Annotated in this window: 16 protein-coding genes; 6 read left to right on the top strand and 10 right to left on the bottom strand. The window is 49.6% G+C overall.

What is annotated here, in order from left to right; all coding sequences use genetic code 11:
• Positions 1 to 135 precede the first annotated feature (135 nt).
• The gene (gene thsA / locus DNK57_RS07145) at positions 136 to 1,752 is read right to left on the bottom strand and encodes a thermosome subunit alpha (protein WP_192962260.1); all 1,617 of its coding nucleotides are present in this window, start codon (positions 1,750 to 1,752) and stop codon (positions 136 to 138) included.
• 129 nt (positions 1,753 to 1,881) lie between these two features.
• Between thsA and DNK57_RS09170 the strand changes: the two genes are divergently transcribed.
• The 4 genes from DNK57_RS09170 to DNK57_RS07135 all read left to right on the top strand — a co-directional run bounded on the left by DNK57_RS09170 (position 1,882) and on the right by DNK57_RS07135 (position 3,891).
• Entirely contained in the window at positions 1,882 to 2,103 is a 222-nt protein-coding gene (locus DNK57_RS09170) for a pseudomurein-binding repeat-containing protein (RefSeq protein ID WP_226891187.1), read from the top strand.
• Between the two features lie 76 nt (positions 2,104 to 2,179).
• Positions 2,180 to 2,647 carry a hypothetical protein gene (locus DNK57_RS09165; protein ID WP_226891156.1) on the top strand — a complete coding sequence of 156 codons (468 nt, stop codon included), beginning with the start codon at positions 2,180 to 2,182 and terminating at the stop codon, positions 2,645 to 2,647.
• Positions 2,648 to 2,698: 51 nt separating this feature from the next.
• Positions 2,699 to 3,079 carry a transglutaminase-like domain-containing protein gene (locus DNK57_RS09160; RefSeq protein WP_320056877.1) on the top strand — a complete coding sequence of 127 codons (381 nt, stop codon included), beginning with the start codon at positions 2,699 to 2,701 and terminating at the stop codon, positions 3,077 to 3,079.
• 218 nt (positions 3,080 to 3,297) lie between these two features.
• Positions 3,298 to 3,891: a cyclase family protein gene (locus tag DNK57_RS07135; protein ID WP_192962259.1), complete on the top strand. Its 594-nt coding sequence runs from the start codon at positions 3,298 to 3,300 to the stop codon at positions 3,889 to 3,891.
• A gap of 50 nt (positions 3,892 to 3,941) precedes the next feature.
• Here DNK57_RS07135 and DNK57_RS07130 read toward each other — a convergent pair whose 3' ends face one another.
• From DNK57_RS07130 to DNK57_RS07090, 9 genes are all read right to left on the bottom strand, one after another.
• Positions 3,942 to 4,478 carry a hypothetical protein gene (locus DNK57_RS07130; protein WP_192962258.1) on the bottom strand — a complete coding sequence of 179 codons (537 nt, stop codon included), beginning with the start codon at positions 4,476 to 4,478 and terminating at the stop codon, positions 3,942 to 3,944.
• A 236-nt stretch (positions 4,479 to 4,714) separates the two neighbouring features.
• Positions 4,715 to 5,191, bottom strand: a complete 477-nt coding sequence (locus DNK57_RS07125; RefSeq protein ID WP_226891154.1) for a phosphatase PAP2 family protein — start codon at positions 5,189 to 5,191, stop codon at positions 4,715 to 4,717.
• A 90-nt stretch (positions 5,192 to 5,281) separates the two neighbouring features.
• Positions 5,282 to 6,325 (bottom strand): aspartate-semialdehyde dehydrogenase, encoded by a 1,044-nt coding sequence (asd, locus tag DNK57_RS07120; protein WP_192962256.1) that lies wholly within the window; start codon positions 6,323 to 6,325, stop codon positions 5,282 to 5,284.
• Between the two features lie 12 nt (positions 6,326 to 6,337).
• A complete protein-coding gene (gene dapB / locus DNK57_RS07115; protein WP_192962255.1) occupies positions 6,338 to 7,159 on the bottom strand; it encodes a 4-hydroxy-tetrahydrodipicolinate reductase in 822 nt (273 codons plus the stop codon).
• 12 nt (positions 7,160 to 7,171) lie between these two features.
• Positions 7,172 to 8,062, bottom strand: coding sequence for a 4-hydroxy-tetrahydrodipicolinate synthase (dapA, locus tag DNK57_RS07110; protein ID WP_192962254.1), 891 nt, complete (start codon positions 8,060 to 8,062; stop codon positions 7,172 to 7,174).
• Positions 8,059 to 9,279, bottom strand: a complete 1,221-nt coding sequence (locus DNK57_RS07105) for an aspartate kinase (protein WP_192962253.1) — start codon at positions 9,277 to 9,279, stop codon at positions 8,059 to 8,061. The genes dapA and DNK57_RS07105 overlap by 4 nt, the downstream gene beginning before the upstream one ends.
• Before the next feature lie 50 nt (positions 9,280 to 9,329).
• Complete coding sequence (locus DNK57_RS07100; RefSeq protein WP_192962252.1) at positions 9,330 to 9,518, bottom strand: 30S ribosomal protein S17e; 189 nt, start codon at positions 9,516 to 9,518, stop codon at positions 9,330 to 9,332.
• Position 9,519: 1 nt separating this feature from the next.
• Positions 9,520 to 9,816 carry a chorismate mutase gene (locus tag DNK57_RS07095; RefSeq protein WP_192962251.1) on the bottom strand — a complete coding sequence of 99 codons (297 nt, stop codon included), beginning with the start codon at positions 9,814 to 9,816 and terminating at the stop codon, positions 9,520 to 9,522.
• 36 nt (positions 9,817 to 9,852) lie between these two features.
• Positions 9,853 to 10,713, bottom strand: a complete 861-nt coding sequence (locus DNK57_RS07090; protein WP_192962250.1) for a shikimate kinase — start codon at positions 10,711 to 10,713, stop codon at positions 9,853 to 9,855.
• 243 nt (positions 10,714 to 10,956) lie between these two features.
• On the opposite strand from DNK57_RS07090, the gene sppA reads away from it, so the two are divergent.
• Together sppA and DNK57_RS07080 are read left to right on the top strand one after the other, a co-directional pair.
• Positions 10,957 to 11,820: a signal peptide peptidase SppA gene (gene sppA, locus DNK57_RS07085; protein ID WP_192962249.1), complete on the top strand. Its 864-nt coding sequence runs from the start codon at positions 10,957 to 10,959 to the stop codon at positions 11,818 to 11,820.
• Positions 11,821 to 11,895: 75 nt separating this feature from the next.
• Positions 11,896 to 12,153, top strand: a complete 258-nt coding sequence (locus DNK57_RS07080) for an MJ0307 family thioredoxin (RefSeq protein ID WP_192962248.1) — start codon at positions 11,896 to 11,898, stop codon at positions 12,151 to 12,153.
• Positions 12,154 to 12,209: the final 56 nt, after the last annotated feature.

The following is a 12,209-nucleotide window of genomic DNA, read 5'->3' as shown; positions in this document are numbered from 1 at the left end:
AACCTCATTTTATCCGTGAGTTACTGCATTAAAATTTTTTATGGAAAAAAGATCTCCACCCCATCAGTTTATGGGTTCAGTCCTTCGCAAAAAAGAGCTATAAGAATGGATTAAATAGAAAGATTGGGGGATGCCTTACATTGGAGGCATTCCGCCCATGCCGCCCATTTCATCCATTCCTTCATCCTCGGAACCGGATGATGATGCGGCTATGACGTCGTCTATGCGCAGTATCATCTCAGCTGCTTCAGCTGCAGACTGGATGGCCTGTTTCTTGACCCTGTGTGGTTCGATTACTCCTGCTTCCTTCATGTCGACGATATTACCATCGAATACGTCGATTCCCATGTATGGTGACTCCTCGTGGGCTGCCCTGAGGTCAACGAGGACGTCGATGCTGTCAAGACCTGCGTTCTCTGCAAGGGTCTTTGGCACGATTTCGAGGGCGTCTGCAAAGGCTGAGACTGCCAGCTGCTCCCTGCCGCTTATTGAGTCAGCGTAGTCCTTGAGCCTCTTTGCGATTTCTATTTCAGGAGCTCCTCCGCCTGCAACGACCTTACCGTCCTCAACTGTTGCGGCGACGACACCTATTGCGTCTTCGATTGCCCTTTCAACTTCGCTTACAACGTGCTCGGTTGATCCCCTGACCAGTATTGTCACTGCCTTTGGTTCCTTGCACTCTTCAACGAAGATCATCTCTTCGCCTGAAATCTTCTTCTCTGATACGACTCCTGCTTCACCCAGGTCTTCTTCACCCAGGTCCTCGATGTTTGTGACTATGTTTGCTCCTGTGGCCTTGGAGAGTTTCTCCATGTCGGACTTCTTGACCCTCCTCACTGCAAGGACTCCTGCCTTGGCCAGGTAGTGCTGTGCCAGGTCATCGATGCCCTTCTGACAGAATAGGACGTTTGCGCCTGTGTCAACAATTGAGTTGACCATGTCGCGGATCATCTGTTCTTCCTGTTCTATGAAGGCCTGCATCTGTGATGGATCTGTTATCCTGATCTCTGCGTCCACCTCTGTCTCCTTGACTTCGATTGGGCAGTTGAGGAGTGCTATTTTGGCGTTTTCAACCTTCTTTGGCATTCCTGGGTGGACCCTTTCCTTGTCGATTATGACACCCTGGACGAGTGTTGAGTCGTCCACTGCTGCGCCTTCCTTCTTCTCTATCTTTATGTGGTCCTTCTCGACTTCGCCGTCCTCTTCAACCTGCTTGACAGCATCCACTATGAGCTGTGCCAGTGGTTCCCTTGCCTTTTCTGTTCCTTTTCCTGTCATTGCGGTCATAGCAACCTTCATGAGGGTGTCCCTGTCGCTGGCGTCGATTGCGATGTCGTCGAGTATTTCCTGGGCCTTTTCAGAGGCCTGCCTGTAACCCATTGCTATTATTGTTGGGTGAATCTCCATTTCAAGGAGGTTTTCAGCCTTTTTGAGCAGTTCACCAGCTATTATGACTGCTGTGGTTGTACCGTCCCCTACCTCGTCTTCCTGAGTCTTTGCGACCTCGACGAGCATCTTTGCTGCTGGGTGCTCTATGTCCATTTCCTTGAGTATTGTGACACCGTCGTTGGTTACGACAATGTCCCCAAGGGAGTCAACCAGCATCTTGTCCATACCCTTAGGTCCAAGGGTTGTCCTCACGGTCTCTGCGAGTATTTTACCTGCAAGGATGTTCATCCTCTGTGCGTCTCTTCCAAGATACCTGCTTGTACCTTCGGGCAGTACAAGAATTGGCTGCTGTCCCTGTGCCATTCAATCACCTCAGTTTTATTATAAATCAATATGCAGTTATCAATGGGTTAGAGGTTCTATAAATAATTTTCGGTTGTTTCCAGAAGAGTATTTAACGAAGATAGGACCTAATATAAATATGTGGTTGATATGAGGCAGCTAAGCAAAGCCTCAGTATACCTTACCATGGCCCTGATTTTAATTGTGGCTATGGAAGGTTCATATGCCCTTGAGAATGACTCAGAATCCCTTAACAGCTCTGAAGTCCTTCAGGCAAGTGTCAGGGTGGCTAATTTCATGGAGAAGTATCAGAGGCTGCCTGAAAATATAAGTACTGGAAACAGAAGTCTTGACTGTGCATCCTACACCTAGCCCTGAGCAGGTACTGAGAGGCTCAAAGACCGTTGAATGCAGAGCTTTGAAGCCACCAGGCCTCGATATTCGCCGTATGTCAGTGAAGCTAAGCGCATGGCAGTACAGTGAGATAACAGAAAGATTTCGTGACATGACAGATAGATACAGTAGATGCCCTTCAGCAGTACCATACAGTGGGGGTAAAATCGATTTCTACAATACCGTATACCTCCTCTCAAAGATCGGCCGTTACAGATACCAGACGGGAATGATGCCGGCAGGCGTATATATAAGGACTCCAGTACCCCTCAATGCATACCGGCTAAACTCCCGTGACGTTGATTTACATATAAGGAACATAAACTCAGAGATCAGGAAGACATCCGCCCTCATCAAGAGGACCCTGGCCAGGATAAGCACCGCAAGGAACAGAAAAACCATCATAATACTTCAGAACAAGCTCAGGTCCCTCGAGAACAGATACAGGTATCTTAAGGGGCGGTTAAGAAGGGTCTTAAGAGCAGCCCATGGTACGTGCCACCATCCCTCCGAATGTATCTGAGTTCAACGGCCCACTGCAGCGTCACGGATCCCAACATGGTTTACCTGGCCCGTGAACTCTCAGGGAATACCAGCTACTCCACTGAACCTGTTCACCTGGGTACGTGACAGTGTCGACTACTCATTTTATTACAGGACACTTTATGGTGCCCCAGGTACACTGAGGTTAAGGAGGGGAAACTGTGTCGACCAGGCCCACCTCATGGTAGCCCTTGCAAGGACCAGCGGTATACCTGCACGCTACGTCCGTGGTTACTGCAGATTCATAAGCGGGAACTGGTACTCCCATGTATGGGCCCAGGTATGGATAAGGGGTCATGGCTGGGTTACTGCAGACACAACCCACTCCCTGAACAGACTGGGACATTTAAGTAACTGGAACACGACTGTCTCGAAGGTTGATGGTGTCCTCCTCCAATACAGACTCAAATAGGGACCAATAATCAGGAGAGCATGGGGGTCCCAGTAGGGGATCCATGTTTATAGTTTTTTTGAAGTGGAGGGGCTTATAGGGTGATTCAGCCCCAGGTTCCATGTTTATACAGTGGCAGAGAATGATTAATATATTCAGAGGTTGCTCACTTTAGGGTATTTGGTTACAAATACCGTGGCAGAGAATGATTAATATATTCAGAGGGGAAGAGTCACACCATGAAAATAATCGACCTGACCCATAAGGTTGAGGACTCCATGCCGGTCTTCCCGGGTGATCCCCCTGTTAAACTGAGAACTGAGAGTTCAGATGAGGACTACATTACATCCTCAGTGTCCATGGGCCTGCACGCAGGGACCCATATAGACGCCCCCCTACATGCGCGCTGCAGTGACCTGACGGTTGACGGGATCGGACTCAGGGAACTCACAGGTGAGGGTTTCCTCATATCCAGGGAAGAGATTTTAGGGGCTGGTGACATTGCTGTAATCAAAACTGGCTGGAGCTCAAGGTGGGGCTCGGAGGAGTACTTCACAAACTATCCAGGTATAAAGAGACGGCTTGCAGAGGAACTTGTGGAACATGAAGTTCTGGGGGTCTGCATCGAGGGCCCCAGTGTTGACAGGCCCGGAGAAACAGAGATCCACAGGCTCCTACTCAAGAATGGGATATGGGTTGTGGAGAACATAACAAACACGGACCTCCTACCACCTGAATTCAGATTATTCGTTGTCCCCCTCCCTGTGAGGGCAGAGGCATCCCCTGCAAGGGTATTTGCAGTTACAGGTTCTGAGCAGGGTAACCTCCGATAGGAACTCAACCAGTACAGTTCACTTCAACAGGAACACAGGAACCCAGTACATCACCTCTTAACCTTCTCCCAGAGGGTCAGACTGTCCTTCCTCACCGACCGGAAGTATCCCTTCCTCTCAAGGTTCCTGAGTATCTGGACCATGTTCTCAAGTTTCAGGTCCTTAAATCCTATCCCATTTATGAAGTCAAGCATTTCCTCTGTGGTGGCTCTCTCATCAGGCAGAAGGCGGTAGATCTGCGACTGGAATGATGTTAAATCCTTTTCAGGCTTCTGTGTAAGGGCCTGGAAGTATTCCCTGTACCTTTTGAGGTCAGATATCCGGGATTCCTTATCTGCTATGATGCCGTTGAGTTCCTGTATCAGCCTGTCCTTTTCAGCCACAAGTCCCTCAAGTTCATCTATACGTCTGTCCCTGAGTTTAAGTGCATCCTCAAGTTCCTTAACCCTCTCACAGTTATCCGACTTCTCACGGCATTTGCGAAGATCCATCTTGAGCTTGCTTATCTCAAGCATGCACGCCTTTACAAGAAGCTTGAGCTGTTCCTTTTCTGAATCCCTCATGAACCTCATGGTACCCCTTTCCATTTAATAGATAACACGTGAAAGCTTAAAAACCTTCCCAAATGGAGTCCAGGGATCAACTGGAATGCAGTGCACCTTATAGCCACCACAGAACCCATGTATGAACCCCTATCGATAATCATCTGATTCTCTAATTAGGGGTCCCCTTAGGGTGATGAAAAAAATCCATAATCCGCAGTGTGGGCCTGGAAATAAGTTGGTGGACCCGGGATGATTCACTCCACCCCGGAGGTACTCCACTAACGTTGCTGCAACCTTTCAAAGCGGCAGAGACCAAAGCATTTAACCCTATCCTCTATCTTCAGGGCCATGAATGCACAGATGACTCCGATAAAAGCACCGGCAAGGACGTCGGTGGGGTAATGGAGGCCAAGGTAGATCCTCGAAATCCCCACAAGTGATGCGAGGATCAGAAAAAGCCAGGGTCTCCCGAACTTGAAGTAAAGTGAAGTGAAACCGGCGAATGCTGCCACAGTATGGCCCGATGGCATAGAATAGCCGCCAGCAACCGTGGTGTGCCTCACCCACCAGATCACCTCATAGGGTCGTGGCCTTGCGATAACCATCTTCAGGAATTCGCTCATGAAGAAGCCCATTACCAGGGCGGTGAGGGCTATGAATGCGGCCTCCCTCTCATCCTCCCCGCCAAGAAGATAGAGAAGAAGGCAGAGTATCACCCAGAAGGCCTGGGTCCCGCCGAAGGTTAAAACTGGCATTAAAAAATCAAGAAATGGTGAGCTCAGAACTGAATTAAAAAAGTAGAGGATGGTTAGATCAGCTCCCAGAGGGTTGGGGTGCATGGTATCCTACAGTATCTCATTTATGAGTTCAGCGTTCAGGATAGATGCCCCTGCAGCACCTCTAACTGTGTTATGACCCACAAGGACGTACCTTAAACTGTTTTCGAATGCAGCGTCCTCCCTGAGTCTTCCAACAGTGACAGCCATTCCACCATCCCTGTCCCTGTCCATCCTTGGCTGGGGCCTGTTCTCCTCATCCCTGACAACCACCGGTTTCTCTGGGGCTGAGTGGAGGCCCAGCTTCTGAGGGAGCCCCCTGAATTTATCCATGGCCTCCCTTACATCATCAATTTCAAAGTCGTCATCCAGTTCAATGAAGACCGCCTCGGTGTGGCCGTCAACTACGGGTACACGGTGACAGGATGCGCTCACACCAAAGCTGGCTGGTTTCACCACGCCATCGTCGAGTTCTCCCAGGAGGTGGAGGGTCTCTGTTTCAATCTTCTCCTCCTCACCCCCAATGAAGGGTACAAGGTTGTCAAGTATGGCCATTGAGGGGACTCCATTGTAGCCGGCCCCTGAAACTGCCTGCATGGTTGAGACGTAGACCCTCTTTATGTTGTAGGCGTCGTAGATCGGCTTTAATGTGAGGGTAAGGGCTATTGTTGAGCAGTTGGGGTTGGTAACGATGAACCCATCCCATCCCCTCCTCCTCTGCTGCACCTCTATTAGGTCAAGGAACTCGGGGTTGACCTCGGGTATCACGAGGGGGACATCAGGCTCCATCCTCATTGCACTTGCATTTGATGCCACTATGTATTTCTCTGCAAATTCTGGTTCGACCTTCCTGGCCACATCTGCAGGGAGGGCTGAGAAGAGTATATCAACGTCCCCAACAGCTGAGGGATCCGTTTCAACGACCTCCATGTCCCTCACAGATTCTGGCATCTCAGAGTCAAGGTACCAGTTAGCCACCTCCCCGTAGGGTTTTCCTGCGGATCGTGAAGAAGCCGCCAGTGTTGTAAGTTCAAATTCAGGATGTTTATCAAGCATCTGAATGAAACGCTGTCCAACCATCCCTGTTGCTCCCAGAACACCCACATTAACCATAATATCACCTTATCATTTTATTCCCAGCACATCCCCCATATCCATTATCCTTCCGGGTTCTGCTTCCTCAATGAACCTTATGGCCCTTATAACTCCACCTATGAAGGCATCCCTGCTGTGAGCCCTGTGAACTATCTCAAGGCGCTCACCGTCACCTGCAAAGAGGACTATGTGGTCCCCGACGATGTCACCACCCCTAACTGCATGGACACCTATCTCCTCTTTACTCCTCTCACCTGTGAGTCCAGATCGGCCATGGACGGCCACCTCATCGGCCCTTCTGCCTGTGGCCTCTGCAATGACCTCCAGTGAACGTACAGCTGTCCCTGATGGAGCGTCCTTCTTGTGCCTGTGGTGTGCCTCGATGATCTCAACGTCATAGTCAGAGAGGATCAGTGCAAGGTCCCTGAGGACCTTGAAGAACACGTTGACCCCGACTGCCATGTTAGGTGCGATCACAGCCCTCACACCTGAACTGCCTATGCAGTCCCTTACTGTCTGCATCTGCTCCTCTGAAAATCCTGTTGTGCCAACCACGAGGTTAACACCGGCCCTGGCTGAAGTCTTTATTGTTTCGACTGCCGCGGATGCGACTGTGAAGTCAACAAGGACGTCGGGTTCTGCATCTGCGAGGGTTTCTGCAAGATCGGATGCATCTGTGACTGCAACTCCAACCCTGCCTCTGCCTGTGAACTCTCCTATGTCCCTGCCCCTGAGGGGTGTGCCGGGAGCCTCAATGGCTGCCACAAGTTCCATGTCATCCTCCTCGAGGACCCTGCTTATTATCCCTGAGCCCATGCGCCCGCATGCACCTGTAACTGCGACCCTTATCAAACATGACACCCCCTAGATCAGCGCCAGTTCCTCAAGGACCATCCTGAGCCTCTCACGGTTTGCATCCTGCAGGGGTGCGAGGGGCATCCTCACATGACCAGCGGGCCTGCCCATCATGTTAAGGGCCTCCTTGACGGGTACCGGGTTGCTCTCAATGAAAAGGACCTTCATGAGGCTGTAGAGTTCGTAGTGCGTTTTCATTGCAGCTTCAAAGTCTCCTGATAGGGCCTCGTTAACAAGCCGGCTCATACGGGCAGGGTCGACATTTGCAACAACCGATATCACTCCCTCAGCACCCATGGATATCAGTGGGAGTGTAAGGTTATCGTTACCTGAAAGGATGGTGAAGTCATCAAGACCGAGGTCCATGAGCCTTGACCTGAGCATTGACACCTTGTCCAGGTCGGGACTGGCCTCCTTTATTCCTATTATACCGTCGAGTTTTGCGAGTTCAGCGACCGTGTCAACATCTATGTCGGTTCCTGTCCTTGAGGGGACATTGTATATTATGAGGGGTATGTCGGCGGCTTTCTCCAGCATGGTGTAGTGTTCAATGAGTCCATGGGGCTGGGGCTTGTTGTAGTATGGGGTTATGACAAGGGCTGCGTCTGCACCGGCGTCCTCTGCATACTCCACGAGGCCCATTGCCTCCCTGGATGAGTTGCTGCCTGCACCGGCAACTGTCCTGACGCGGCCGTTGACCTCATCCACAAGTATATCGATCATTCTCCTCTGCTCTTCATGGGTTATTGTAGCTGATTCACCGGTTGTCCCGGCAACCAGCAGACCGTCAACCCCGTTCTCTATAAGGTAGTTTATGTTCTCCCGCAGCCCGGCCTCATCCACCACATCGTCCTCTGTGAATGGAGTCACCATGGCCACTACTGTGCCTTCAATCTTCATTCAAGAACACCCCTTACAAGTTCATACGCCTTTTTACCATCATTCCAGTCAACAAAGATAACCACAGATGTCTGTGAGGATGAAATTTCAACTATGTTAAGGTCATTATCCCTGAGGGGCTCGGTGATTTCAGATATTATGCCTGGTGTGTCTATGAAATCCGGGCTTGATATGGTTATCATCGCGATGTCCCTTCCCAGTGAAAGTGAGCTGAGGTCATCGTCTGCAATGACCACATCATGGAGGAGCCTGTGGGCCTCATCGGCGTCCTTCTTATCAACAAATATCGTGACCGAGTTCTGTCCTGTTGAAATTCCTATGATGTTTATGGAGTTCTCTGCGAGCCTTGATGTTAACCTGGCCAGTATACCTGGCTTGTTCAGTATCTTTTCACCCACAACAGCAACCACGGATATTGGATCCGGGTTGAGGGTTGTTGTCCTGACCATCTTGTTCTTTGATGGCCCTATTATCTCGGTTCCAGGGGCTGATAGGTCCCCGTGTTCAAATCCTATTATCTTTGCCTTTATATCCGGGTCCTTGTATTTTAGGGCGTGGGGGTGGAGTACCTGGGCCCCGTGGGTTGCAAGGTCCCTCATCTCCTCAACTGATATCTTATCAAGTTTCTTTGCGCCCTGAAGCTTGTTGGGGTCAGTGGACATGACCCCTCCAACATCTGTTACTATTATAACCTCATCTGCCTTAAGGCAGTGCCCAAGGAGGAATGCTGTTATGTCACTTCCACCCCTCCCCAGGGTGGTTATGTATCCATTGGGGTCCCTTCCAAGGAAGCCGCAGACCACGGGTATTATTCCCTGATCAAGGAGTTTAAGCAGCTCCTTTGACTTCTCCTCGGTTGCCTCAAAATCCACCTTAGCATTTAAAAGGTTGCTATCGGTTATTATTGGCCATTCATCCATGAAGGGGTCTATATATTCTGATTTAACTCCTAGCGCCTCTATGGCGGATGAGAATATCCTGACGCTGGTCATCTCACCCATGGATACTATTTCAGCCAGCTGCTTCTCTGTGACAGCGTCTTCCATTGCCTCGTCCACTATCTGGAGGAGTTCATCGGTTGTCTTGTTTATGGCAGATACAACGACAACGACCTTCTTTCCCTTCATGTACTCCTTCACAACTGAACGGGCCGCCTTCTTAATTCGCCTACCATTTCCTATTGATGTACCGCCAAATTTAGCAACTATTAACTCCATTAACCTTCACAACCTTTTAAATGTTGGAAAAAAATGAATAAATTATGGTTTTATTTCTGCTGGCTGATGATCCTTGTGATGTAACCTGCTATCTTGTTTCTGAGGTGTTTGGTGCTTACTGTTGAGAACTCCTCCACAAGTTTCTTGTTCTTGTCAAAGTCGTCTGTAAATTTTCCTGGATGAGTTTCTATCAGTTCTTTAGCTATTCTTTTTACAAAGGATGTCCTTATGTTTCCCATTTCATTGCCTCCTTAACATTTCTTTCTGTTCAGTTTTACTGAGATCCATCAGAATCTTCATCAGCTCTATAAGTTTACTCTCATCGATACCATTTTCCCTGGCGATTTTCCGGGTCCTCTCTATAATCTGGAGTTCCCTTTCAGGGTCCAGGATCTCCATTCCAAGGACCCCCTTGGCCTCTGCTATCTCACGTGCAAGGGATATCCTTGAGGATATCAGGTCAAGTATGTCCCTGTCTATCCCATCTATCTTCTGCCTGGATCTTCTGAGGATCTCCCGTGCTCTGGATTCATCCATAATCATTCCCCTTTTCTCTGTTCAGGGTTGCTGGAGTTATTCGAGGACACGTGTACCCTCGTTGTCCACTGAGGTTACAATAACCTCGCCCTCAAGGTTCTCCCAGGCATCAATGATGTCAGCTGCAGAGTCATCACTGGCCAGGGCAACGAAAGATGGCCCGGTTCCTGAGAGACCCGCTGCCAGGGCACCCGCCTCAAGGGCGTCAAGGGCTATTCCCGGATCGAATCCCAGGGATGCACAGTAGAGTATCCCGTTGAGTGTCAGGGCACTGTGTACCCTTCCATCAAGGACCTCCCTGAAGGCCATATCAACCCAGGGAGCCAGCAGTTTCATCCTCGGGACATCTGATTGTGCAGTCAGTGATCTTCTGTCCGGCATATATATTAATACCTTTTGATTTTCCATGCGCTCCCTTAGGATTATGCGCCTCTCCATGTTATCTGTCACGGTTAGGCCGCCGTAGAATGATGCGCTTGCATCATCATAGGCCCCGGTAACACTAACACCCGCCTTCAGGGATGCGTCAACTGCCATGTTGAGCATCACAGAGTCCTCCATGGGTTCAAGACAGAATTCCTCTGATAAGAGGGAGGAGACTGCCATCACAGTGGCATTGGAGGCCGCGCTGCTGCTTGAAAGTCCGCTGGCAACTGGGAGGTTCGAGGATGTTACGACCCTGACACCTGCATCCACCCCGTAATATTCAATCACCATCCCTGTGCAGAGCTCCATTAGGGCCGTGTCAGCTCCCTCCCGGGAGATGCACTCTACCCCCGAGTCAATCAGCTCTGCCTCTGCCACCACCCTGAGTCCTATGCCAAATGCTGAGCCCCTCCCAGTTGCAATCGCATTAATCACGGTTGCGGATCCAGGGGACCTTACAGTCTTCTTCACAACAATCACTCCCGGATTCTATGATCTTTCACTGAATAGATTAGGAAAGCACTCCAGAGAGCACCTCAAGTTCTCAAACACTGCAAAGTGTATTCATCAATAAATAATAGTATCTAAGTGCAATATTTATATAGCGGTGGACATTCTATTAATAAAAATGGTGAAAAATTTAGGATGGTAGATGAATGTCTGATATAATAAAAACTCCTGAAAACATGACTGGAGGTAAAAAGGTCTGATACCATGGATAGAAACAGCAAGATAGTCGTCGGTCTCGTCGCGGTTCTCTCGATCGCGGGATTGGTGCTTTCATTAGCCGGTCTGCTGGAGGGCGGCGAGGGTACGATAGCAATAATACCTGTCCACGGAGCCATAGCCTATGACACGGCTGGTTTCTCTGATGCTGCGAACCCCGATGAAATAAAGGAGCTCATCGATGAAGCCAACAGCGACCCCTCAGTCAAGGCCATAGTCCTCGATATAAACAGCCCGGGAGGGACACCTGTTGCAAGTGAGGAACTCATGGAAGCCATAAATAAATCAGGAAAACCTGTGGTGAGCTGGATAAGTGATTCAGGAACCTCAGGAGCGTACCTTGCAGCATCAGCATCTGACAGGATAGTTGCAAGTCCATCAGCATGGGTTGGAAGCATAGGCGTCATACTCGACCTCACGGATCTCTCCCAGATGTACAGGCAGATGGGGATAAACAAGTACGCCATAAAGGCGGGTGAGTACAAGGACATGGGGGCCGATTACCGCATGATAACAGATGAGGAGAGACAGATGCTGCAGTCGATGGTCAACGAGGAGTATGACTACTTCATAAGAACCGTGGCTGCCAACAGGAACCTCAGCGTCTCCTACGTTAAGAACCTGGCAGAGGGGAGGATATTCACAGGCAGACAGGCACTCCGTAACCGTCTGGTGGATTACACTGGCGGGAAGGACTATGCAGTTGAGGTGGCTGCAAAGCTTGCAGGTGTGAAGAACTATGACACCATAACCCTTGAGCCATCTGGTGGCCTTTTGAAGGTCCTATCCAGCATGTTCTCAAGGCTGGGTTTTGCATCAGGGAATGCGACGGAAGAACTGCAGCTCCATTGATTGAAGTGGAAAAGGATAAGTATTTATCTAAAAAGGGGGAGAAGATAATCATATTACTCTCACGGAGGTTAAGACATGGTTGTTAATATAGAGGTTTTCACATCCCCAACCTGCCCCTACTGTCCAATGGCAATCGAGGTCGTTGATGAGGCCAAGAAGGAATTCGGAGACCGTATCCAGGTTGAAAAGATCGACATAATGGTTGACCGGGAAAAGGCCATAGAGTATGGCCTGATGGCTGTACCGGCCATAGCCATCAACGGTGTTGTCAGATTCGTTGGGGCCCCAAGCAGGGAGGAGCTCTTTGAAGCAATAAAGGATGAACTGGAATAGCTTCAGCAAGAGAAACTCTCTAAAGCCAGAGAAGGAGATTTAATAACTTATTTTTC

This window comes from Methanothermobacter thermautotrophicus (assembly GCF_014889545.1).
Classification (GTDB): domain Archaea; phylum Methanobacteriota; class Methanobacteria; order Methanobacteriales; family Methanothermobacteraceae; genus Methanothermobacter; species Methanothermobacter thermautotrophicus_A.
Note: the sequence above shows the minus strand (reverse complement) of the source record. Positions and strands in the feature narration are given on the sequence as shown.

Bases quoted from the DNA above. Each gene is read 5' to 3' on its own strand.
- thsA (WP_192962260.1), bottom strand. From the start codon at position 1,752: ATGGCACAGGGACAGCAGCCAATTCTTGTACTGCCCGAAGGTACAAGC.
- DNK57_RS09170 (WP_226891187.1), top strand. From the start codon at position 1,882: ATGAGGCAGCTAAGCAAAGCCTCAGTATACCTTACCATGGCCCTGATT.
- DNK57_RS09165 (WP_226891156.1), top strand. From the start codon at position 2,180: ATGTCAGTGAAGCTAAGCGCATGGCAGTACAGTGAGATAACAGAAAGA.
- DNK57_RS07135 (WP_192962259.1), top strand. From the start codon at position 3,298: ATGAAAATAATCGACCTGACCCATAAGGTTGAGGACTCCATGCCGGTC.
- DNK57_RS07130 (WP_192962258.1), bottom strand. From the start codon at position 4,478: ATGGAAAGGGGTACCATGAGGTTCATGAGGGATTCAGAAAAGGAACAG.
- DNK57_RS07125 (WP_226891154.1), bottom strand. From the start codon at position 5,191: ATGCCAGTTTTAACCTTCGGCGGGACCCAGGCCTTCTGGGTGATACTC.
- asd (WP_192962256.1), bottom strand. From the start codon at position 6,325: ATGGTTAATGTGGGTGTTCTGGGAGCAACAGGGATGGTTGGACAGCGT.
- dapA (WP_192962254.1), bottom strand. From the start codon at position 8,062: ATGAAGATTGAAGGCACAGTAGTGGCCATGGTGACTCCATTCACAGAG.
- DNK57_RS07105 (WP_192962253.1), bottom strand. From the start codon at position 9,279: ATGGAGTTAATAGTTGCTAAATTTGGCGGTACATCAATAGGAAATGGT.
- DNK57_RS07100 (WP_192962252.1), bottom strand. From the start codon at position 9,518: ATGGGAAACATAAGGACATCCTTTGTAAAAAGAATAGCTAAAGAACTG.
- DNK57_RS07095 (WP_192962251.1), bottom strand. From the start codon at position 9,816: ATGGATGAATCCAGAGCACGGGAGATCCTCAGAAGATCCAGGCAGAAG.
- sppA (WP_192962249.1), top strand. From the start codon at position 10,957: ATGGATAGAAACAGCAAGATAGTCGTCGGTCTCGTCGCGGTTCTCTCG.
- DNK57_RS07080 (WP_192962248.1), top strand. From the start codon at position 11,896: ATGGTTGTTAATATAGAGGTTTTCACATCCCCAACCTGCCCCTACTGT.